This window comes from Phycisphaerales bacterium AB-hyl4, from assembly GCA_041821185.1.
GTDB lineage: Bacteria > Planctomycetota > Phycisphaerae > Phycisphaerales > Phycisphaeraceae > Natronomicrosphaera > Natronomicrosphaera hydrolytica.
The window spans coordinates 111,341-134,082 of record JBGUBD010000006.1; the positions used below are offsets into that span (position 1 = coordinate 111,341).

Consider the following 22,742-nt stretch of genomic DNA (forward strand, 5'->3'; position numbering starts at 1 on the left):
ATTATTCGAATATCACCGTCCCGCGGCGATGCCAAGGGTAGCCCCGCCAACCGAGATTGCCTTCGACAAGTGGCGACCATGTGTAGGAAATGATGTCATCGCTGGTGCTCGGCGATTCTGCTCCAACCGGCAAGGGTAATTCGACGACGTCCTGACCGGTCGCACGACCAGCTTCATCCGGCGCCTGGGTCCGGGTTCGGGTGAAACTGGCCCGCACGCGATCCAAACGACCATTTGTCGAGAGCAATTCGGCGGGAACCGTCACAAACGCTCCCCACCACCCTTGACCAGCCACGGTTTCTGACCTGATCGTCGAGGTGTCGCTCGCCAAGCTGTTGTCTGCGTGGATGGTGGCCTCAAATAGCAGTTTGTCATTGTTATAGAAAGCCATGGCCACCGCGTCCTCTGAAGTGGGAGCGTGGGTTTGACTGCAACGGAAGGCTAGATACACATGCTCGTTGTCGTGTACGATTTGAACCCTTGTTGGAAAGTCAGCCGTGAAACCAAGTCGGTCATACGGATCTCGCCCGGCACGAAGATCATCCTTGCCTTGTACGAGATGGGTTGATGCCGCCTCGCGCCATTGCGATGCTTGAAAGTCGGCTTCAGGACTTTGATCAACGCGAACAGCATGATAAACACGGTTGCGATCGACCCATCGGTGAGCTTGTCGAGCTTCCACAAAAAAGCCCATCCTTCCACGACGTTGAAGCGGATCTGGCGAAAAGTTTTCCAGCCATTCCCGCATCCAGTACACACGCCGTTTGTAGATGTCATCCTGTACGGCATTTCGCTCAGGCACATCCAACGCGATGCGTACCGATGCATCATCATTGCTTGCGTCACCCGTAAATTGAAATGATGCTGTTTCACCAGCCTTCAGCATCGGCAACGAACCTTCAATCCGATCAGTTACATCAAGGCCATCTTCGGGCAGGTCCGGATGCATGGATACATCTGCAAACCAGACCTCGCCATCCCGTCGAAAGAAATCGATGCGATTGAAACCTTCGACGTCATCTGGCACGGTGAACACATCCGTGACGGTCGCCCACTGTCCGTCCGAAGGAAAGACGCGTCGACCGCTAAAGAACTGGTTGCCATGTCTACCATCGCCTGTAAGACCATAGTAAAGGACCACCATGGGATTTCCGTCATCAGCCGTTCGCCCGGTCAATGTTACTCGGTAATCAGCTCCGGGGCTGGCATAGTTGCGCAGCCATTTCGATGCCTGGCGGTATCCCGTGTTTCCGCCTTGGGGGTTGTCAGCCGACATCTCGGATGAAATGAGATTGACCGGATAAAGCCGGGCGCGAGGGCCATCGATGCCTGGCTCAACGACAAGGCGGAGCCCGTTGTACAGTTCGCCCCGGTAGCGAATTTCACCATCGCCCCAACGAATGGTTGGGTTGTTGACGGGAGAGCCCTTGGCTTTGATCTCGATGCCGTACTGGGTGTCCGTGGCCAGGGTGTTGGTATGCACCCACCCGTCTTCAGGCTTGATTTCTCTCAGCGTGCTGCCGCGCGAAGCATTGACGGCCACCATTGCTTCGTGAAAGTAACTCTCAAGCTGATCAAGCACCTCCGGCGTATAGGTTTCGCCATACAGCCCTTTGAAAAGCCCAGCCGAGTAATCAATCGCGTTCTCCGACCACCTGACATTCTGGTAGCGGTCTATCGCAAGTCGATAAAACTTCTCCATCGGCTCGGCTGCCGGGCCAAAGAATCGCTTGCAGTAATCGGTCAGGTGTTCATCGACATTCAGGTCCGGGTTCCAGAGCATCCGAAACCATACATTGATGAACCAGTGAGCTTCCTGAGGCGAACGTCCTCTGCTGTTGAGGTACTCGCCCGAAACATACTCACTGTAGTCGTGCAGCCACTGTTGCTTGACATGTGGGTAGATGATCGGCGCCGCCGTCCAGAGGCCAGGCCAGACCGGGTAATCCCAGATAAGAAGCCGATCCCGGTCACCGCCGAGTTTCGCGCTCCATGATTTGATCAGTTCATCATTGATCGGCCGCGACTCCGGCTCCTTGTAAATGTGGCTCGGAGCGAGCACGGCAAGCACAATGTCCACGTTCTCGGGCAAATCAAACTCGGGTGGAAGCGTATAGCCCTGATAAGCCAGCGTCACCACTCGTCGCTCAGGCCACTGCTCCTTCACTCGCAATGCCAGGTCCTTGATATGCTTGAAGTAGACGTTCGACTGCCTGCCCCAACCTTGCGGCTGATGCGAAAACCGTTGTACCGGGTTAAATTCCGACTTACTCAGTTCCTTGCACCGTTCGCAATGGCAATCTGCCAGATTGTCGGCAGGTGATACTGAAATGTAATGTGCGCTGGGGTTATGTCCCAGTGGTGCTTTCCCCTCTTCATACCAGGCGGCATAATCAGCCATGCGCTGGTCGATGACGCCCGGCTCGCTGTAACACAGAAACCGGAAATCGCGCGTTCCATCCGGCCTCAGGCGAAAATACTCCGGGTTGCTTTCCCGGTACCGGAGCCGCCAGCCGTCGTCGGTATGCCCGATGGGCATCAGCCGAGGGTTACCCATCTTGATTTCCGAACCGAAGAACCCGTATGTGAACCGATGGCTATATGCCGGCGCATCCTGATGATCGATTGACGCTGGGGCTGTCATCGTTGTGGATTGGGGAATCACCACGCCGAAGTCTTCGTCGCCATCGACTTCCTTGTCAAAGTAGAACCCGAAGTCGAGGTATTTTTCAAGAAAAATCGTAACCGCGTGCATCGTTCCGCGGTCGTGCTCGAAGTCCAGGTTGTTCGTACCAACCGGGGCGACCTCGCCGACCAGGGCAACGCCGCGTGGAAACGTTTTGATCCGGACGCCTTCTGTTTCGCTCGGTGGCTGTATGTCGTATCGCTCGGTCAACTCGCTTCGGCCGACCAGGATCAAAGTCCCTTCCGCCGGCGCCTCCGAAGCTAATACGATCGGGATTGTCGCGCCGCTTGCCTTGCTGATATATGTCTGAAGTTTCTCAGCCGCGACCCGTTGCGTATGTCTCGAATCCGCCTCCCGGACGATCAACTGGGGCTGATCCGAGGGCCCCATCACAAGCGGCTGATCGGCGATCACGATCGTCGCCTCGGAACGTCCATCCTGAACAAGCGTCAACAGGTCGCCGCCATCAACCGATGCATCGATCGCATTTGAACAGATCATCCAACAGATCATCATGCTGGCAATCCCTGGCTTGCGCAATAACCGAGTCGACATAGATATGATCCTTCTTAAAATAGCATGCCTTCATGGGAAGGCCGAGATATTTATAAAATCGTCGTTTGAGCACGCCCAGGCGAGCCCGAGGCGTATCCGTGGCGCGCGATCCACGTATGTTGTCCATCAGCCGTTTAAGGCAGGACAACAATATTCAGTGAGTCGTCCCGGACGCTGAACAAGTTGACGTTGATTCGCCTGAACCTCAAGAGGCGATCCGGCGTCATGCTTTCAGCCCGACCGTCGTGAAATGCCGCATTCGCGGCACCACCGTGCCGAAGGTGAATGCCACGGTAAAAGAATCCGGAATCAAAGGTGTTTCGCGACCACTGGTAAGACTGTCGACCGGAAGCAGCATTGACCGTGTCAACAAAGAACATGAATCGGCTTGCATCCTGCAGTTGCTCAAGTCTGTTCAAGTCAATGGTTCGTAACAAGATGCCTGCACCACTCGGGGTGTAATGATTGACCAGCAGATCCTGCACTTCCTGCTGAACATTCGGGTCGCGAAAGCCGGCATTGTGATGGTGCGGAATGCCGTACGTTTCCCGCATCTGTACGTCGAAATCCTCAGGGGCGCTTTGAAGGATTGACGGGCAATGCATGATGGAGGTTGTGATATAGCCGCCTTCATAGGTCAGCCACGGCCCGGGATGTCCGTGCTCGCTGGCGAAGTGAGGCTTTTGTCTCTGATTGTCTTCCGCGTACATCAACGTGCCAAGCGTCATCTGTCGTAGGTTGCTCATGCAGACCGCGGATTGTGCCGCACCGCGGGCCGCCTGCAACGCTGGCAGTAGAATGGCGATAAGAATCGCAATGATTGATATGACGACGAGAAGCTCGATTAATGTAAACGCCGGCCCCTGTAAACGGCGTAACGTGCAGATGCCAGACATGACAAACTCCTTATAGGTGGTCCCGCAACGCGCACTCACTCCGGTGCGATCGGTCCATGTTCGCATTGAATCGCCGCGAATCACTTTTCAGAGACACACGGCGTATAAGGTTTATGGTCAGGCGACGCGCTTCCGGAACCGGCGACTGGAAAGCAGCAGAAGCCCGCCGGCCCCCATCAGTGCAAGCGAGGCAGGTTCGGGAATGATTTCGTATTGGACGTACTCGCTACGCAGCATACGAGTGCCACCGGTTGTCAGATACTCAACCCACAGTGGGTCGGTGGAGGACCAGGCATTTGCCTGCGTTACGGGTCCGCTGCTTGTGCCAAGGTTCGCATCCCACTCAAGCTGCGTATAGGTGGTGTCGCCGTATTTCTTCACGTACAGCGAAACGACACGGTCGCCGTTGACATTGTCGAAGACAAAGCGAAGCGTGTCAGGATCACCAAAGACATAATCCTCGGTTGTGGTGCGAAGGTTGTCCGCAGTCGAGTCTGCCGCAGGCCGTGCATCATACTCATCACCGGTGCTGGCCCGAATCATGGCCCCAGAAACGCCGTCGCCATTCGACAGGATCACCGACTGGCCGCCGAGATGCGCCCGACCTCGAATAGACGCTTCGACGATAAGGATTTCACCGATCTCCGGCAACGGAATCCGGTAATCCTCTCGAAGAATGGCCGAGCCCGCGGATGGATCGCCCACTTGCAATGAGTCGCTGCTTGACTGGATGGATACGGATCCACTGGTCGTCCATTTGGACAGATCCTCGGTGAAATCATCAATCACAGTCGGCGCAGCAAGCTCGTCGGTGACCGGATCGAAGGTCACCGCTGCGAACGCCGTGGAAGGCGCGGCGCCACTTGCGAGCATCAGGCCAACGGTCGCCGAGCAAATGTACAGTGTTGATCGTACTTTTCGAAACATGCTGTTGTTCTCCATGAGGGGGTGGCTTGCGTTAGAAGCCGTGGCTGGGGTACGAAGTGAGTTGCTCATTCCAGAATCCTCTTTATTACATGATCCAGACTGGCTACTTTCATTACCAAAACGACTGGCAACGAAAACATTCATAATCGATTTGGATTGCTTGCCGGTGCAGTGGATTCCCGCACGACCAGGCGGGGTTCGACCAACAGGTTTGCAGGCGTCCCTCCGCCCGCGACGCGATCCTGAAGCACTTCGAAAGCCTTGGCGGCAAGTTCTTCTCGCGAATTTCGCACGGTGGTGGCCTTGGGATGCACCTGCACAGACTCGGGCAGATCATCCGTGCCGACGACCGACACCTCACGCCCCACCTGCCAGCCGCGGGAGCCGACGAAGCGGTAGACTGCATGCAACTGACTGTCGCTGGCAATCACGGCGGTGGGCGGACGTGATCCGTCGAACATCGCGGACAAGGCCTTATTGATATTGGTCGGATCGCCGTCGGCCGGCTGGACCCAATTCGAAGCAATGCGCAGTCCACGTTCCGCCATCAGACGGTAAAACGCCTCCCGGCGAAACAGCATCGTGGTGTTGATGACATCAGGCTCAGGCTTGAGGTGGTCAAGGTAGCCGATTCGCTCATGGCCGAGTTCCCACAGATGTTCAAGTTGAAGGGCGACGCATTTCCTGGGGCGCCACAGGACGTTGGCGGCGTTGCGCTGAAGAATGCGCGGGCAAAGCGCTACCGTCGCAACGCCATGGTTCTCAAACATGGCGGCGAGATCGGGCGCATGTGGGTAGAGCAGGATCGCTGCTTTTAATGACGTCTCGGCCGCAAGTTCCTCGTAACTGGAGACCGGAGCCCCCAGCGGAAACTGCCGAAAGCGCAGCCCCAAACCCCGCTCGCCCGCTTCTTTTGAGAGCGTGTTAACAACTGCCGCGGCAAACCACGAGCCATGAAGGGCATCGCTGCCATAGTCGCAGACGACCAATTCGATCATCGATAAGGTGGGGTTCGCCTGCTCATCGCTGGTTTTGTAAATGCCCGAGCGGGACCGGCGTTCGATTCGGCCCTGCTTCTCGAACTCGCTCAGCACGCGTTCGAGCCGGATCCGCCCCACGCCAGCATGCTGCTGTAACACCCTGACGGGCGGCAGCGCCTCACCGACCGACCGTCCTCTCAACTCCTGCTCAAGAAACATCCGCACTTGAGCGAGTGCGTCAGTCCGATTCGCAATTTCAGGGCGAGCCATTGCCATCACAACCCCTATCGCCGGAGAGACGTTCCGGAAAATGCAACAACACAAAACCAAACCAGATCGACTATAAATATCACAGAACCGGCGCAGAGTCAAATCATTTTGGGAAGACCTGCTGAAATCCAGCATGCTTCCGGCTGTGTCATGCGCAGAGTGAGCTTCATTTCCTTGTTTAAGTATGCTTTTCATGTTTCGCGCTAAAATGCGGAAAGCCTGAGAGGCGCAATTTATTCTGTGTCGGTCTTGTGTTGGAGCATTAAATGCCTTAGCTTGTCACCGCATGGCCACTAACCTGCCAACCACCGAAGCCGCGATGATCAGCTGCGCAACACCCGAGGCAGGCCACTTTTTCTTTGGCTATTACGATAAGTCGCCGTGGCACTTGTCAGGCCGGTGGATGCTGGCGGGGCGGGCGACGTTTCAGGACCGTGCGCCGAAGTCGGATGACCGTCTCACTGTCGGCCTGATCGACCTGGAACGCAGTTGTGCTTTTATCCCCCTCGCCGAAACCCTCGCCTGGAACTGGCAGCAGGGGTGCATGCTTCAGTGGCTGGATGAAAAGCACATCGTCTTTAACGATCGACGGAGTGATCGGTTCGTCGCCGTCATCGTGAATGTACGAACCGGCGAGCAAAGAGAATTGCCGCGCCCTGTTTACACGCTTTGCCCTACGCGTGGCATCGCCACTTCGTTGAACTTTGCAAGGCTCCATCGGCTACGGCCCGGGTACGGATACGCCGGTCTGCCTGACCCGACTGCTGGGGACGCTGCGCCCGAAGACGATGGGCTGTGGATGATGGATCTGCGTGATGGCGAGGCCGAACGGGTCTTCTCGATCGAGCAGGCACGCCGTATCCTGCCGAAGCAGGTGCAAGGAAGCGGACCGCACTGGTTGAATCATGCCCAGTTCGCCCCGGGCGGTCGACGGCTGGCCGTGCTGCATCGTTGGAGGTCCAGTGCGGAGCCAGGCCCCTGGCACACGCGTATGTTGACGCTCAATGCTGACGGCGGCGAGCCGTATCCGCTGGTCGATGCGGGCATGTGTTCGCACTATGACTGGCGGGACGAGACGCATCTGTTGGCCTTTGCCCGCGTGGCTGGCATGGAAGGCGAGGCCAAGGCGCTGGATGGGTTTTTCCGTTTCCGCGATCGTACTGCCGAGGCGGTTTCGCTTGCGCCGCAGAGGCTGTCAGAAGACGGGCATTGCAGCTATTCGCCGGATCGGCAGTGGATTCTCAATGACACATACCCTGATCCGGCGGATCAATGTCGCACGTTGATGCTCGTTCGTGCAGCCGATGGTGAAGTGTTTGAGATTGGCCGGTTTTTTAGTCCCATGCCCGACCAGGCGGAGATTCGCTGCGACCTGCATCCACGATGGAGCCCCGACGGTCGGCAGGTGTGCATCGACTCGATCCACGAAGGCCGGCGGGCGATGTACACGGTTGACGTCACTGCGCTGGTTTCCCGCTGCAATGGAACCTGGGAATTCTGATGAGCCTTGTCACATCTCCGCACACGATCAACCTGAGCGGCGAGTGCTCTTTCGCTTATGCGCCCAGAATTGGGATTTTGCCGCGCTGTCATCACAGGCGCGGTGAATGAAATCAGGCGCGTGTGCGAGGCGTGGCCGCCTGACGTATTGGAGCATTGCTACCATGATGTGCGAGGTGCCTGATGTCGTCATTTGAGCCTGACTCCCCGGCCGCGTCTGCGTTCGATCCGAGCCAGCGTCGATTGCCCTGGGACGAACACGAAGCGCTCGTTGCGCAGGCGACGCCGGCCATGGCGTACCGTGGCGGCGACTTTGCCAGCTGGACAATGCAGGCACGTCAACGGCTCGTGGATCGGCTTGGCCTTGATCCGCAGGAAGAGAACCGCGCGTTTGAGGTCGCCGTCGTGTGGGACCGGCCCCATCGGCTGGGCCGTATCCAAAAGCTCCTCCTTCGCGCCCCCGGCCTTGCGGACATGCCGATGTACTGGTGCTTGCCTGCCGAAACGCAAGCCCCGCTACCGGTGATGATCTGCCTTCAGGGTCACACCACGGGCATGCACTGTTCGATCGGCGTGCGCTTCGAGGATGAAAGTGTTTCCGAGCCGGCCGGGAACGATCGGGATTTCGCGTTGCAATGTCTTGAACGTGGCGTGGCCGCGCTGTGCATCGAGCAGCGTGGCTTTGGTGAACGACGGGACAGCGTCGAACGCCAATGCGACTGCCAGCACATGGCCATGCGGGCGCTCATGCTCGGCCGAACACTGGTGGGCGAACGCGTGGCTGACGTGAACCTCGCCTGCCGCTGGCTTGCGGATCAACCAGCGGTCGATACGTCGCGCATCGGCATCATGGGTAACTCCGGCGGCGGCACGACCAGCATCTACGCCGCCGCCTTGCTGAAGGCGATCCATCTCGCGGTACCAAGTTGTTCGTTCGGCCGGTGGTACGACACGTGGTTTACGGGTTCGCGCTGCGTGTGTGGCTACGTGCCGGGCATGCTTCACCACCTGGACCTTCCGGACGTGCTTGCGTTGCATGCGCCCCGGCCGGTGGTCGTCGTCGGCGGCGAGCAGGACTACCATTGCCCGGGGGCACCGCTTCGGCAGGCGTTTGATGATCTGCGTACTCGGTATAGGGCGGCCGGAGCAGCCGACGCCTGCCATCTGACCGTGGGTCCCGAGGGGCATCGCTTCTACGCGGACTTGGCTTGGCCGAAGATTCTCGATCTGTTGTGAAGCCATGGCAGTGCTCCGACTGCCGTGATTCATCGCTGCGCCAGGTGCGCCCAAGCGGGATCACGTATTATCCCGTTGTGAAATTCTGATTACTCCTCCCTCAGCGCAACCCACCGGCCACCCGTTACGGTCACATTCCCGCAGCAAGATGGACACTTGATCCGGCGTGAAGCAGGGCTGCTCGGTCGGGGCCGGTTCGCTGAGGCTGACGCCGACCAGCGGGTTCTCAGCCAGCAGCTTTTGCTTGTGCGCCCACTTGAACGCTTGCTTGATCAGGATGAGCCGGTCGTATCGTGTTTTTTCGCTGGCGCCGTTGTCCGCCAGCCACCGGTTGTAGCGCCAGAAATCGTCGGCGGTGAAGCTCGTGGCCGATCGCCGGCCGACCGTGGTCGACCACGTCACCAGCGACAGCAGCCCGGCTTCATACTTCTGAACCGTCTTCGGCGCTCGGCCTTCCCCTCGCTTGAGGTCGAGATACTTCTCTCGCATCTCTGCGATGGTGAGCGCGTACTTCTTCGGTTTCACCTCGCCAGCCCGAATCCGCTCGCAGATCGCAAACGCTTTCCGCACGGCCGCATCCTTGCGGCGGGTCTTGAGCGCCTCGTAATGATGCTTGCCCTCGTACGACCACTGGGCAGTCCACGTGTTGCTCGCATACCGGCTGCCGTCGGCGCGGCGGTAGACCCGCCGGCCGATGGTGATGCGGGGCACCGTTCCCTCACAGACATGGCGGTCGGCGAGCTTCATCGCTGGCGTGTCTCCTTGCGGGCAGAGTCGGCGGATGCGTCCTTGGCCGGTTCCTCGAAGGGCTTGGCCGAGCGGCGAGGCGAGGGGGCGTGGTTGGCGATCTCCAGCACGAACCGATCGCGCCAGAACCGCAGCGGTCGAGCACGAATCGCGCTGTCGGGGAAGCGGTCCTGACTGACCAGCTTCTTCAGCGATCCGGGCGTGTAATGGCTGAGCTTCGCAGCCTGCTCCAGCGACAGGATGGGTGGAAACTGATCGGCGAGTGGAGCGAGGGCCGCCGCCACCTCCTCGATGGTGAGCGGACCGGAGGGCGGGGATGCGGTTGACGACGGTGGGGTGTGCTGCTTGTTCATACCCCGTTTTTCGACGGGGATGCGTAGAACGGCCACCGGTACACGAAATTACCGTGACGACTGGAAGGTGGAGATGGGCAAGGCGGGGACCGCATCCCCCGCGCCCCCCAAACTTAGGCCCTTTGGGGACCATTTGGGGACAGTGCGGTCCCGCGGGTGATCGAAGATCCGGACTTCAAGTCCATGCCAGATCAGTTGTCCGCTAACTTCCGACCATTCAGTACCGAGATTGAGAAAATCCTGCTTGAGCACAAGATCGAACACCACGTCCGGCCCGACAAGCCGCGCACGAAAATCAAGCTCAACAAGTCACTGCTCGACGACCCCGCCTTCCAAACCATGTGGGAAAAGGTCTCGCGGCGGACCCGCTATCGGCTTGACCTCAACTCGGAGAAGCTGGTGAAAAATGCGGCAAAGTCTGTCAAAGACCACTTCGCTGTCCACAACATCAGCCGTAAGGTCGAGATCACCACCAGCGACCTCAAGGTGTCCGCCAAGGGCATCTCGGCAGGGCGGGTGCGTGAGAACCGGGCCGAGCAGGTTGATTTTGCGGAGCGACTACCCGACCCGTTGAGTTACCTGTCGGCTCGCATTGACCTGAGCCGAAAAAGCCTGTCGAGGATTTTGAAGGATTCCGGCACGTTTGCGAACTTCAGCAAACACCCGGCACGCTATCTCGAAGACTGCACCCGTTTGATCCGTCACACGCTCTCCGCGGAGCTTGTCGAAGGTGTGACCTATGAGCCTGTCGACGGTTCCTGCTACGAGCAACGAAAGCTGAACGAGCTTGATGGCCAGGAAGTTTCACACAGCCTCGATCGTATCGTGACCCTGCCGGAAGACGACGGCGAACCCTTGCGAAGCCTGACGCAACCCGTCGCCGTTGACTCCAGTGTGGAATACAGCTTTGCTATGGACATGCAGAATCGCAGCGACGTTCTTTGCTTCGCCAAGCTGCCCAATGGCTTCAAGGTTCCCACGCCTGTGGGCGACTACAATCCCGACTGGGTGATCATCAAGAAAGATGAGCAAGACGAGCCGATCCTTTATCTTGTGCGGGAGAATAAAGACACGCTTGCCGAGGAAATCTTGCGCGAAAGCGAGCGATACAAGATCCGTTGTGCACGCAAGCATTTTGAGGCACTGGGTATCGATTATGCCGTGTGCGTGACTGCGGATCAGGTGTAAGGTGAATCAAGAAAGGTTGGTTCCGCGGCCTGCTGTCGGACCTGCAAGCCCTGCTCGACCGCCCGGTGGACCTGGTGTGTGCCGGAGCGATGGGCAATCCCTACTTCATCCGCGAGGTGAATCGCAGTCGGAGCCTGCAGTTTGCTGTGTAAGGCGGGGTGGGATTGCCGGACTTCGTGACGAGACCGGCCTTCTGCAGTGCCTGTAGAGCTGCTGCCGGTGACGCCGTTACTCGTCGCTGATAATCCTTGAGTTGGCGAAGGACTTGTTTTGCTTCGGTTTCGTCCATCACATGTTTCCCTCCACATCAACCATACATTGCGAGAATCCGCTTAATCTCAGCGATAAGCGGTGGCAGGTCTTCATCGACGGTTCGCCACACGAGATGGGTGTTCACGTCGAAGTAGACGTGAATCAGCCGGTTCCGCATGCCGACGATCTGTCGCCAGGGGATGGCGGGATGGGCACGCTGCGTTTCATCGGTGGTTTTCGCCGCGGCTTCACCGATGATCTCCAGATACTTGATCAGCGCCATCAGGAACGGCTCGTCATGGTCCAGATCGTCGCGCTGCCGGCCCTCGGCGAGCGATCGGGCCTTCGTCGCGGCTTCGAGCATGTGTTCCAGTCGGATGCGATCTTCAGGCGGCATACTGGATCTCGGCTGACCGCATCACGTCGTCGCGGAAGTGTCGGCTCAAATCCTCGGGCGTGCGCAGATCCACGCGATGGGTTGTGCCCAGCAGTTCGGCGAGTTCCAATTCCATCCCCGCGAGCTTGATCAGGCCCACCTCGGCGCCGGGCTCGAATTCGATCAGCACATCGATGTCGCTGTCCGGGCCGAAATCCTCGCGCAGCGCTGAGCCGAACAGCGCCAGCTTGCGGATGCGGTGACGCTGACAGAAATCAGCGACCTTCTCTTTGGGGATTTCAAAATCGCGGCGGATCATCGATGGCTCCTCAAGCGGCGTCTTGCTTCCGCTCCATTGTACCGTCGATGCCTGCCGCGCTGCGTAGCTGGTGCCACCTCTTCTGCTGCCGCCCCCACTCCATCTCCGCCAACACCCCCCGCACATGCCGCTCCCGCACCGGATCGCGACCCTTCACCGTCCGCGGCAGGTTCAGGATTGCCTCCTGGATGTCCGGCGCCAGCAGGGTCAGATCGAGGATCTGCGTGATGCGGGCCCGGCTGACGTGCCCCAGGCGGGCGAGGTCGGCGTAGTCGTCCACCACGCCATCCTGCACGTAGCTCTCCAGCTTGATCCTCAATGGTCACAATCCCTGGATCAGCGTCAGCGGTAGCGGCGACACGCGCACGATCCAGCATGGCGGGCCGGGCACGTGGCAGGATGAAGACGCCGACATTGACAGCATCCATGTCTCCGGTGGAAACGAAAACGCCGGCGGCGCTTCGCTGTCGTGGACCCCGGGCCGGATTCGTCGCGATGCGTTCGGCCATGTCACCGCCATGGTCCCAGTGCCCGAGGAGGCCGACAGCTTGCACGTCCCACAGGAACTCGGTGATCTGGCCGACGTCGGCGGCTCGCCGTCGGAAGGTGATGTGCTGGTCTATGCCAACGGCCAGTGGAGCCCGGCGCAGCCGGTGGCGGTGGAGGTGGTCACCGACGTGTCCCTCAGCGGCGGCGAACTGACGCAGACCAAGCGCGAGGTGCGCGTGCTCCCGGATGTGGGCGCCGAGCAGGACAGCAAGATCGCCGACGTGGAGAGCTGCTGATGGCCCGCCTGCTCCTCCGAGACGGAGGGCATCTGATGGGCTGCGCGTGCGAGAGCCTTAAATACGTGGTGCAAGGTGCGGCCAAAATCGCGCAGAGCGCCGTCGGCATGGGCCTCGCCGACGAGGCAACCATCGAGCAGCGCCGAGCCATTTGCCGGGCGTGTGAACATGCGGTGCCGTGTCAGGCGAATCCAAAGCGATACTGCAAGTGCGACCGCTGCGGCTGCTGGCTCAAGCACAAGACGCGGCTGGCGGGTGAGTACTGTCCGGTGGGGAAGTGGAGAGGGTGTGAAGTGGTCGGTCCGGGATCATGAGGCTATTGGGTTGCGCACAGGGAAGAGGTGATCCCCGAATCTCGGACAGCCGGAACGCTGTCGTAGCTTTACAACAGTTCGCAAACCTTCGGCCAAGCCAGATCGGCATAGAAGCGGTGCCCTTCAGCGCCCACGGCCAGATGGCAGGCGTCGGCAGCGCCGGCGGCTGCATAACGAGCACGCAGATCATCAAACGCCATGCGAAGTGGTGGCCCCGGGCAGTGGTAGTCCTGCTCGCCACCGACCACGAGCACGGGCGAAGGGGCGTGCAACGCAAGTACGTCCGGGAGGTCGAGGTGATGCAACATGTCCGGCACGTAGCCGCACACGCAACGCGATCCGGTAAACCATGTGTCATACAAGCGGCCGAACGAACAACTCGGCACGGCGAGGTGGATCGCCTTAAGCAGCGCGGCGGCGTAGATGCTGGTCGTGCCGCCGCCGGAGTTGCCCATGATGCCGATGCGCGACGCATCGACCGTCGGCTGATCCGCAAGCCAGCGGCAGGCGAGATTCACGTCGGCCACGCGCTCGCCCGCCAGCGTTCGGCCGAGCATGAGTGCCCGCATGGCCATGTGCTGGCAGTCGGATTTGCGTTCGACATTGTCCCGCCGTTCACCAAAGCCTCGCTGTTCGATGCACAACGCGGCGACGCCACGCTCAAGACATTGCAACGCGAACTCCCGATCGTTCCCGGCCGGCTCGGGAATGCTTTCATCCTCAAAGCTGACGCCGATCGAACAGTGCATGCCCGTGGTATGACCCTGAAGGCAGATCATCACCGGCAGGGGGGCTTGCGCTTCGGCAGGCACGCACCAGTACATCGGCATGTCCGCAAAGCCGGGGGCGCGAAGGAGGAGCTTTTGAATACGGCCCAGCCGATGGGGTCGATCCCACAAAACGGCGACCTCGAACGCGCGGTTCTCCTCCTGTGGATCGAGGCCAAGCCGATCAACAAGCCGTTGACGCGCCTGCGTTTTCCAGTCGGCAAAGTCACCGCCACGGTACGCCATGGCCGGCGTCGCCTGCGCAACAAGTGCTTTGTGTTCGTCCCAAGGCGATCGACGCTGGCTCGGATCGAGAGCAAACGCGGCAGGGGAGTCAGGCTCAACGGAAGACATCATGCACCTCGCACATCATGATAGAAATGCTCCAATGCTTCGGACGGCAACGCCTCGCAGACGCGCCTGATTTTAGTCACCGCGACCGTAACGCCAGTGCGGTGCAATACAACTTCTATAGTCTCAAATAAAAAATTCTGCCCAAGCCATAGGTCGGGCAGAATCGAATAGGTGTTTTTACTGGATTACTTGCAAACGCATTTCAATATTATGCGTGCGTCTGCCACTTCGATTTTCGCCGCAACAGCAGCAGCGAGCTGAGGCCGAGCATGCTCATGCCCATGCCCGGCTCGGGGATGATGTGCGTGTTGTACAGGTGTTGGAATACATCGTCAGCCTCGGTGTCGTTCAGAGCGCGGTTGTAGAACAGTGCGGCGGAGACGGTGCCGTCGAACCTGTCGGCAGCGCTGTTGTATACCCCGCCGATGCCCAGGTGCCGGTTGTGGGCGAGGGCGCCTGGATTATCCATCTGACCGTTCAGCACTGCATCATTGACTCGGAGCGTTATGGCGCCTGTGCTGTCGATTCGGGCCATGATCATCATGTGATCGCCCACGGAGATGTCATCCTCGGCCGAAAAATCATCCGAACTGACTCGGAGAGTCATGCTATCATTATGTTCGTTAATCACACGAAATTCCACATGCTCTCCCGCCCACTCGCGGAAGGCCACATAGAACCCCGAGTTGTTTGTGACATGCGCCTTGGTGTCGAAAATCATTTGCCGTTTGCCAAGATCATTGGTCGAGACCACGCCGAAGATCGTCATTTCATTCGGGGCCGTATCCTGAACACCTTCCGCGACAAGACGATGGTCATCAAACTCGATAGTCGGGTTCCCCGCAGGTCCGCCAGTCGGATTCAAAGTCGGGCGCGATGCCTCGTCCGCCTCGCTGGCACTGAACACGGTTGCGCCGCTTTGATCTTCCCATGTCTGCACGCGCTGCTGCCCATCGAGTTGGACGCCTTGCCCGGCGTGAAGCCACATCTGCAGGCCGCTGATCTCATCTGGCTGCACGGTGCTTGCCACGGCCGGGCCAGTCACCAGTATGCCCGCCATCGCCAATGTCATCTTCAAAGTTCTCATTACGACCTCCTTCGTCTAGGAAATGAAAAGTGTCAGTGAACACAAAGCACGATTCGTCGACCTGCAGCAGTAACCAGATCGTGCTGAGTTATTGCAGGCCCATTTGATACTTTGTGATAGCGTACCACAGCATCGTGTCCTGTCAAAGGATTTTTACCAGATTCAGGTGGATGTGGCGTAGTAGCCCTTGTTATTCAGTGAAAAATTGGCTGGCAAGCCTGTTGAGTCGCTCGGCGCAGTGCGTCAGGCGAGGCCTGGAAGTGAAAAATTGCCGACAGGGCCAGATATCGGCAAAAAAAGATTGACACTCTGATACGATCTGATATGGTAGTAGTCGTGGCACGGTGTGGATGGCTGTAGCAGGCGGGAACACGGGGATTGGCTATGGGAATCAAATCTGACCAGGTTCGGCACGTCATTCTTCGGCAGATTCGCTCGGGCGAGTTTGCCGCGGGTGAGCAGTTGCCGTCCGAGCAGGCATTGGCGGACACGCTGGGGGTCAGCGTTCAGACGGTTCGGCGAGGCCTTGCCCAACTGGTTGAAGATCAGGTGATTGTGAAGCAGCCTCGGGTGGGGAATTTCGTGCGCAGCCGCGCATCCTCCACCGCTGCGAGGCAAGTGGTACTGGCGCTGCCGACGTATCTGCGAGAGGCCGACTCGCCAAGGCCCTCTGCGGAAGCTTTGCTGGGGGGGATTGGCAAGGCGCTGCACTGGTGTGATTATGCGGTGCGGACGATGTACTACCGTCATGATCATTTTGCGGAGGATGTGGGCGATCATTTGGCCGAGGGGGGGTTTGACGGCCTGTTGCTTTTGGGGCACCGTTTGATTCCTGAGCAGCAGATTCGTCGCCTGCTTCGAACAGGCCCGCCGACCGTGCTGCTGTCTCGTGACCCGCACTTGTTGAGCTTAGGCGTCTCGGCTTTTTATCTGCATACAGCGTTTCTGCTCGAGTCACTCCTGGCCGGCTTTATCGAGCGGGGGTATCGCAACATTCGCGTTGTGCAGTTCACGTCCTCGCCGTGGGTGGGCGATGCCTCGCTAGTTTTGCAGCGGTATGCGGCGTGGCTGGGGTTAAATTTTGATCAATTGGTCGTCGCGTTGCCCAATAGTACCGGCCGCGTCGACTATACGCCGTTGGACGATCTACTTGAGCCGAACCATAGGCCTGAGGCGCTGATCGTTCCCGACGAGTGCGTTGCCAGCAAAGTGTTCCGCCGGGCATATCAGGTGGATTGTCGAGTTCCCGACCAGCTTGCGCTTGCTGCATTATATGACAGTACGCCGGCCATCCATCCCGTGCCGCTGACTGCTTGCGACGCGCAGCGAGGCAATCATGAAGTTGGGCATATGGCAGCGACCCACCTGCACGAAATGATTGAAGGGCGTGCCAAAGCCATCCAGGTTGCGGTATGCGAGGGCGTGGCCTGGCGCGATACTGTGGGGCACAAGCGGAATCCACCTGTCGAGCCTAATTTGCAGCAACTGGAGCGGCGCGAATCGTCCGGCGACCAGGCAGGTGCGGCCGTCAGCACGCGTAGTTCCGGCAGGTAAGAATCTTGTATTTCCTATCTCAGGAGAGTCGGTGCAATGATAAATTTACGAAACAAGAACCAATGTCGGCGTGGGTTTACGTTAATCGAATTGCTCGTTGTAATTACAATTATAGCATTGATGATTTCACTTCTGCTGCCTGCATTAAACAGTGCCCGAAGCACAGCTCAGCTTATGAAAAGCTCGAGCAATCAACGGCAAATCATGCTCGCTTTGACAATGTATACCCAGGATTACGGCCGGCTTCCGTACGGCTACCAGGATGAGGATCTGAATGCGCTTCCCGGCACCTTTGCCGCCTGGACGCGCGTGATCACCTATTTCGGCTATGTCTCATCCGATGAAGTTTTCTTTAGCCCCGCTACGGACTACGGCTTTTCCTATAACCGCGACCCCTCAGAGCAGGTGTATTCGCCATGGGCGTATCCCAGCTACGGCGTCAACAGTCAGGGGGCAATGCCGCAGTATAATCCCACGAACACCCGGCGGGGGGCGAGCCTGGATGATGCGAGTTCGGTCACTTCTTTGAGTAATTTTTTGATCTTACGACATGTGTGGAATGCTGCTTATCCGGAACGCGATTACGGCTGGTATCGGTGGTTTCGGTTTAATCCAATGCATCCGCCAGCCAATGCCTATTATGGCAATCGTGTGGCGGCGACTTATGCCGATGGCCATGTTCAAACCATGTCGACAGACGAAATGCGTGATATTACTTTTGGCAATGATCATGAAAAAGGACCCTTCTGGGAAAACCAGTTCACACAATAAACGAGTTGTGTGATCGTTCTGCGGATGATTCAATATTACATGTCGCATGCTGTCTATAACATAGATCGTTGCGCGCACATCCTACAGGAAAGGCGATGACTGATGAGGTATCGATACGCATCATGGGCTATGGCTGTAAGCGTTGTGTTGTCTGGCGCGTTGGCTCATGCAGAGTCTACTTTGGACGAAAGTGCAGCGGCAGTATTCACCAGTGAGTCCGCACCATCCAGAGGTGGCACGTACCTGGACGTCACGCTGTCCAACGCGGTGACGTATTACACACTGCAATACCATATCGTTCGTGATCCGGACAACCCGGATCAGGCGGATCCAAACGCTTGGCGTCACGCACCGAGAGCTCAAGGCTATTTGCCTCTCGGAATCACCCAGCCCTCGGCGGAGAACTGGTTTCGGCATGGGTTCATTCGATGGACGTTCGGTGATTACAACATTCAGGAAGTCGTTCCCGAGTTTCGGGTGATTCGTGAAGGCGGTGACGATGCAGCCGTTGAATTTGTCTGGGACACCCCCGTGGCTCGTGCGGTGGCGCGGTTCGTCCTGGCTAAAGACAGCGATATGCTCATGATGTTCGGCCATTACGAGTTGAAGCAGGAGATAGACGGCCCGGTCCGAATGTTGTTGAACGCTTATCCGGTGACATTCTCCGCACCCCATCAGCGTGAAGCGACCACCGCGACGGGTACGCGGTCCGAAGGCACACATCGGCTTGATTTGCAGAAGGAGCGATGGGTGCTTCTTGAAGACACTTTCCCAGGGCGCTCGGGCGCGGGGCCGGCGGGCCTGTTGCTGGGATCGCACGAAGGCTTTGATAGCGCCACTGTCCGCAGCATCGGCGGATACAACCAGAGTGTGGATTTGCGACTCAACCAGGACAAGCGTCAGTTCGCGGTTGCTTTTCATGAGTCTCCCGATCTGCCGGAAATCGATGAGACCCGCTTGTATTTTCGCCGTCATGGAAATGCCATGGCCAGCGCGTTGGCGAGATATGACTTCGGCCAAGTCGACGAAGAGCCGGTCACATTGCCGATCGACGAAAGACGCGTTGCTCAGCTACGCGACGTTCGTGGCGATCTTTTGAATCGGGAGTACGAGCGATGGGAAGCTGCTGATCCCGATCCGCAATTTCCGTGGGCATCGAAACTGCCGAACGGCCCGATCAGCATTGGCTTGTTGACCCCTCGATACACGGCGTACGACACGATGCAACTCGGTGCACGATTAGATGTTGATGTGCAGAACATCTACTTCGACACACCAAGTGCGTTGGCAGATACAAGTTGGTGGCTTTATCACCCGACGCTCGACACGCTTGGCACGCCGGTGGCGGAGCGTGAAGCGATGCGGGTTGCAACGAACCCGGATCATGATCTGTTTCTCGTCGCAGGCCTTGATGGTTCCGCCGTTCCGGAGCGCGTGCGAGAAGCCATTCTCAAGCAGGTCTACAGCGGCAAAACGTTGTTGATCACCGGCCAGCGTTCGCGGTGGGACCGCATGGCGGCGTGGCCTGATGAGATGACCGAAACACGCGACGACTCAATTCTTGCCTCTGTTCTGGACGTTATGCCCTGGAGTGACATTCCCGGCCTTCGTCGGCAGGACCCCGACGCCGATGGGGACGAACCCTTTCGCGCTTACCGATATGGCCAAGGCCAGGTGATCGTGTTCCAGCCGGGGTTGGGGGCACGCCAAAGTGCGCTCGTGCCGCAAAGTATCAATGAAACCGGGCTGGATGTGACGATGGACCGGGTGCTTGCGCTGCACGGAGTTGTGATGTCCGCTGCGGCCGGGCGCGAGTGGATTCATCATGTGCGCTTCGCGAGCCATGACGCTCGCATTGCCGCAGGCCAGGCGCTGGACCTGTCGCTTGATGTGGATTCGAAGCTCAACGAGCATGATGAGCTTTCCGCTCGTGTTCGTGTTCAGGATGAATTCGGAACGACATACAAACTCGAACATCGCAGCATTGATCTCGATCAGGCGAGGGTACGTGTGCCCGCGCTGCCGGCGTCCCAGATGGCTTACTTTGTTGACATTGCCCTTGAAGACGCCGAGGGGCGGTCGCTCGGCTACGCAAGCACGGCGCTTCGCGTTGAAGGCGACACGAAACTCGGGAGTTTATCTTTTGCCCCCAAAGATGAACGTTTCGATGGGGCGGTTCCCCTGGTCGACCTTCCTGGCGAAGGCGTATTACAGGTCGAGTACAAGTTCGACCCGGGGCAGGAAAGCCCGGCGGATCGGATGGTATGGACAGTGGGGGACGTATTTGGTCGCCTTGTCACTCAAAAGGAGCAGAAAAATCCTGGCGAGGAAGGTGTGGTGGAGTTGACGCTTTCTCGGCCGATCACTGTACCGCATCATCTGAAGGTGACGGCTTATCGGGGCGACACGCCGCTCTACACGCACCAGCAGGCATTCACTCGGCCTGTGCCATACCCGTATGACGAATTTTCGGCTGTCATCTGGGGGGCCGCGCCTGAAAGCTATCCTAGCCTTAGGCACGCCGCTCAGAAAGCGAATGAACTGGGAATCGAAGGCATGCTCCTGCCGCACATGCGTGCGCCGACCGGCCGGGTGACCGGTGATACGCCAGCGAGGCTTTTTGCTCAAGTGGCAGAGACCGGCATGCGCACCGTTCCTTATATCACCCGGATCGCCGGTGAAGGCACGGATGATCACAAACGAAAACCGAGCCTTTACGATGCGCAGTGGATCAGCGAACACGAGCGTGCTGTCGACCATGTGAGTCGGATGGCAGCACCATACCAGCCGGCGGCGTACACCCTCGGCGATGAAAACTATATTCTCCGTTCCGTGCCCTCGGAAGTGGCGGACGATCCCGAAACGATGGATGCGTTTCGCGATTGGCTCGAAGAACGATATGAAACGATCGATGCATTGAATGAAGCATGGGATCGTGAATATCGTCGCTTTGATGATATCGGGTCGCCGGTATGGCTGGAGGAAGCTGCCGGCGAGCCGGGGCGGGCGGTGGCGTGGTTCGACCACAAAGTGTTCATGGACCATGCATTCGCCCACAGGCATGAAGCCTTTGCCGATATTGTTCGAAAGCGTGATCCAAACGCGCGTGTCGGTTTCGATGGTTTTATGCGTTACCATTGGATGGCCGGCTATGACTTTGATCGGCTCACGCGGAACCTGGATCTGAATCAGGTGTATTCGCACCGCCCACCGCAGGGGGAGATTGTCAGTTCACTATCAGGCGAGAACGCATTCACCGGTGAATGGCAGAATCACCTTGCAGGCATGGAAGAAGGTTTTGCTGCGATCCCATGGCATAACCTTTTCAAAGGCCACAACTCGGTATGGTGGTGGACGATGTGGGGGAACAACACCTCACCGTTTTACCCCGACCTGACGCTGGCGCCACACGGTGAGACATTCACGGCGTCGCTTGCGCAGATCCGCCAAGGCCTCGGGCGACTGCTGGTTCAGGCCGAGCGGGATCATTCGAAAATTGCGATTCTATACAACCCGATTGACATTTTTGCCTCCAAGCTTGCGGAATCCGTAGCGCCTGGCTCCATCTTCGCGGGCGACAAGGCCTGGGTTCGTAATCATGAAGGCGTGATTCGGCTGCTGGATGATCTTGGGTACAGTTACCGGCATGTGGCCGCTTCCCGTCTCATCGAACAGCCGGACACCTTGAATCAATACGAAGTGCTGTTTTTGCCTTTGGCGACCTGCTTGTCAGATGAGTTGGCTGAGCATGTCAGAGAATTTGTTCAGCTAGGAGGCACGGTTATCGCTGATGGGCGAACAGGCATCATGCGGGAGGACGGGGGGTTGAGAGACGCTCGGCCGCTCAATGATCTGTTTGGTATAGACGCAGTCGCCGGCCTTGAAGCGTTGTCGGCAGGCTCAAGTGAGCGTCAGGTTGTCGTCCGCGGTCAGTCGATCATGCTGGACGCGATCGAGCCGAGCCTTAAAGTGGCGGACGCCAAGCCGCTCTTGACCGCCGACGATACGCCGATGGTCTTGAGAAGGCAGCATGAGCGCGGACAGGCTGTCATGTTGAACTTTTCGTTCAAGCAAGTCCGTGAGTTACGGCTGAGGCATGAGGCCGATCCGCTTCTGGCACTGTTCGGGAGTCTTCTGCGTGAATCGAACGTCCGTCCGCACGCAAGACTGGTTGCGAATGGAGGAGCAGCTCGCAATACCAAAATGTCGTTGTTCAGGAATGGAGCGTCGCGCTATCTTGGCATTGAGCAGGATATTTTCCGCGACGCTTTCATGGGAACGATTCCCGATGAGGAGGCGACCGTTCGCTTGGATGAGCCGACGTATGTGTATGACATGCGAACGGGTGAGCTTGTGGATGATGAGCCGACCGATACGTGGCGAATCACACTGAAGCGTGGCTATCCACACTTGTTCGCACTCTTGCCGTACCGCATCGTTTCCCTTGATGTGGAAGGCCCCGCGTCGGTCGAGGCAGGTCAATCGGCTCGATTGACGATCAATGTTGGCGTTTCGGAAGGCACTGGTGATCGGCATGTCGTTCACGTGCAAGCCATTCCGCCGAACAGTGACGAGCCATATCGCATGTATTCGCATAACGTCGACTGTGATGCGGATGGTGTGGGCGAGTCAACGATTCCCTTCGCGGTCAACGATCCGGCGGGAACATGGATAATCATCGTTCGTGATGCCGCAACTGGCAAAACTACGACTCGTGAACTCGAGCTTGTTTCGGGCGGTTGATGTGGTCATAGTGCTCGCTGTCAACCAGTTGTCCCATTCAATACAGGCAGAGCGTTGTCTCCCATACGGAAGCGACTCTGGC

The 22,742-nt window shown here is 58.3% G+C and carries 18 protein-coding genes; 7 read left to right on the forward strand and 11 right to left on the reverse strand.

Going from position 1 to position 22,742, the window contains the following annotated elements:
- Position 1: 1 nt before the first annotated feature.
- The 4 genes from ACERK3_10995 to ACERK3_11010 form a co-directional block, all read right to left on the reverse strand.
- On the reverse strand, positions 2 to 3,241 hold the full coding sequence (locus ACERK3_10995; protein MFA9478819.1) for a DUF4838 domain-containing protein: 3,240 nt from the start codon (positions 3,239 to 3,241) through the stop codon (positions 2 to 4).
- A 134-nt stretch (positions 3,242 to 3,375) separates the two neighbouring features.
- A complete protein-coding gene (locus ACERK3_11000) occupies positions 3,376 to 4,137 on the reverse strand; it encodes a type II secretion system protein (GenBank protein ID MFA9478820.1) in 762 nt (253 codons plus the stop codon).
- 117 nt (positions 4,138 to 4,254) lie between these two features.
- On the reverse strand, positions 4,255 to 5,064 hold the full coding sequence (locus tag ACERK3_11005) for a PEP-CTERM sorting domain-containing protein (GenBank protein MFA9478821.1): 810 nt from the start codon (positions 5,062 to 5,064) through the stop codon (positions 4,255 to 4,257).
- A 140-nt stretch (positions 5,065 to 5,204) separates the two neighbouring features.
- Positions 5,205 to 6,449, reverse strand: coding sequence for a substrate-binding domain-containing protein (locus ACERK3_11010; protein MFA9478822.1), 1,245 nt, complete (start codon positions 6,447 to 6,449; stop codon positions 5,205 to 5,207).
- A 151-nt stretch (positions 6,450 to 6,600) separates the two neighbouring features.
- Between ACERK3_11010 and ACERK3_11015 the strand changes: the two genes are divergently transcribed.
- Together ACERK3_11015 and ACERK3_11020 are read left to right on the forward strand one after the other, a co-directional pair.
- On the forward strand, positions 6,601 to 7,815 hold the full coding sequence (locus ACERK3_11015) for a hypothetical protein (protein MFA9478823.1): 1,215 nt from the start codon (positions 6,601 to 6,603) through the stop codon (positions 7,813 to 7,815).
- Positions 7,816 to 7,997: 182 nt separating this feature from the next.
- Positions 7,998 to 9,050, forward strand: coding sequence for an alpha/beta hydrolase family protein (locus ACERK3_11020; protein MFA9478824.1), 1,053 nt, complete (start codon positions 7,998 to 8,000; stop codon positions 9,048 to 9,050).
- A 60-nt stretch (positions 9,051 to 9,110) separates the two neighbouring features.
- On the opposite strand, the gene ACERK3_11025 is transcribed toward ACERK3_11020, so the two are convergent.
- Both ACERK3_11025 and ACERK3_11030 read right to left on the reverse strand, forming a co-directional pair.
- Complete coding sequence (locus ACERK3_11025) at positions 9,111 to 9,797, reverse strand: tyrosine-type recombinase/integrase (GenBank protein ID MFA9478825.1); 687 nt, start codon at positions 9,795 to 9,797, stop codon at positions 9,111 to 9,113.
- Positions 9,794 to 10,150: a hypothetical protein gene (locus tag ACERK3_11030; GenBank protein MFA9478826.1), complete on the reverse strand. Its 357-nt coding sequence runs from the start codon at positions 10,148 to 10,150 to the stop codon at positions 9,794 to 9,796. The genes ACERK3_11025 and ACERK3_11030 overlap by 4 nt, the downstream gene beginning before the upstream one ends.
- A 183-nt stretch (positions 10,151 to 10,333) precedes the next feature.
- Here ACERK3_11030 and ACERK3_11035 point away from each other — a divergent pair, with 183 nt between their 5' ends.
- On the forward strand, positions 10,334 to 11,338 hold the full coding sequence (locus ACERK3_11035; GenBank protein MFA9478827.1) for a hypothetical protein: 1,005 nt from the start codon (positions 10,334 to 10,336) through the stop codon (positions 11,336 to 11,338).
- Positions 11,339 to 11,645: 307 nt separating this feature from the next.
- On the opposite strand, the gene ACERK3_11040 is transcribed toward ACERK3_11035, so the two are convergent.
- The 3 genes from ACERK3_11040 to ACERK3_11050 are packed head-to-tail and all read right to left on the reverse strand — an operon-like array spanning position 11,646 to position 12,604.
- Positions 11,646 to 11,987 carry a DUF86 domain-containing protein gene (locus ACERK3_11040; protein MFA9478828.1) on the reverse strand — a complete coding sequence of 114 codons (342 nt, stop codon included), beginning with the start codon at positions 11,985 to 11,987 and terminating at the stop codon, positions 11,646 to 11,648.
- On the reverse strand, positions 11,977 to 12,285 hold the full coding sequence (locus ACERK3_11045; GenBank protein MFA9478829.1) for a nucleotidyltransferase family protein: 309 nt from the start codon (positions 12,283 to 12,285) through the stop codon (positions 11,977 to 11,979). Before ACERK3_11045 ends, ACERK3_11040 begins: the two co-directional genes overlap by 11 nt.
- Positions 12,286 to 12,295: 10 nt before the next feature.
- Positions 12,296 to 12,604: a hypothetical protein gene (locus ACERK3_11050; protein ID MFA9478830.1), complete on the reverse strand. Its 309-nt coding sequence runs from the start codon at positions 12,602 to 12,604 to the stop codon at positions 12,296 to 12,298.
- On the opposite strand from ACERK3_11050, the gene ACERK3_11055 reads away from it, so the two are divergent.
- Positions 12,594 to 13,070 (forward strand): hypothetical protein, encoded by a 477-nt coding sequence (locus ACERK3_11055; protein MFA9478831.1) that lies wholly within the window; start codon positions 12,594 to 12,596, stop codon positions 13,068 to 13,070. The two genes, ACERK3_11050 and ACERK3_11055, sit on opposite strands and share 11 nt — an antisense overlap.
- Before the next feature lie 382 nt (positions 13,071 to 13,452).
- On the opposite strand, the gene ACERK3_11060 is transcribed toward ACERK3_11055, so the two are convergent.
- Together ACERK3_11060 and ACERK3_11065 are read right to left on the reverse strand one after the other, a co-directional pair.
- Positions 13,453 to 14,508: an alpha/beta hydrolase family protein gene (locus tag ACERK3_11060; GenBank protein ID MFA9478832.1), complete on the reverse strand. Its 1,056-nt coding sequence runs from the start codon at positions 14,506 to 14,508 to the stop codon at positions 13,453 to 13,455.
- A gap of 205 nt (positions 14,509 to 14,713) precedes the next feature.
- A complete protein-coding gene (locus ACERK3_11065) occupies positions 14,714 to 15,592 on the reverse strand; it encodes a hypothetical protein (GenBank protein ID MFA9478833.1) in 879 nt (292 codons plus the stop codon).
- Positions 15,593 to 15,976: 384 nt separating this feature from the next.
- Here ACERK3_11065 and ACERK3_11070 point away from each other — a divergent pair, with 384 nt between their 5' ends.
- The 3 genes from ACERK3_11070 (at position 15,977) to ACERK3_11080 (ending at position 22,660) form a co-directional block, all read left to right on the forward strand.
- The gene (locus tag ACERK3_11070) at positions 15,977 to 17,146 is read left to right on the forward strand and encodes a GntR family transcriptional regulator (protein MFA9478834.1); all 1,170 of its coding nucleotides are present in this window, start codon (positions 15,977 to 15,979) and stop codon (positions 17,144 to 17,146) included.
- A 36-nt stretch (positions 17,147 to 17,182) separates the two neighbouring features.
- A complete protein-coding gene (locus ACERK3_11075; protein MFA9478835.1) occupies positions 17,183 to 17,917 on the forward strand; it encodes a prepilin-type N-terminal cleavage/methylation domain-containing protein in 735 nt (244 codons plus the stop codon).
- 180 nt (positions 17,918 to 18,097) lie between these two features.
- The gene (locus tag ACERK3_11080; protein ID MFA9478836.1) at positions 18,098 to 22,660 is read left to right on the forward strand and encodes a beta-galactosidase trimerization domain-containing protein; all 4,563 of its coding nucleotides are present in this window, start codon (positions 18,098 to 18,100) and stop codon (positions 22,658 to 22,660) included.
- Positions 22,661 to 22,742 lie beyond the last annotated feature (82 nt).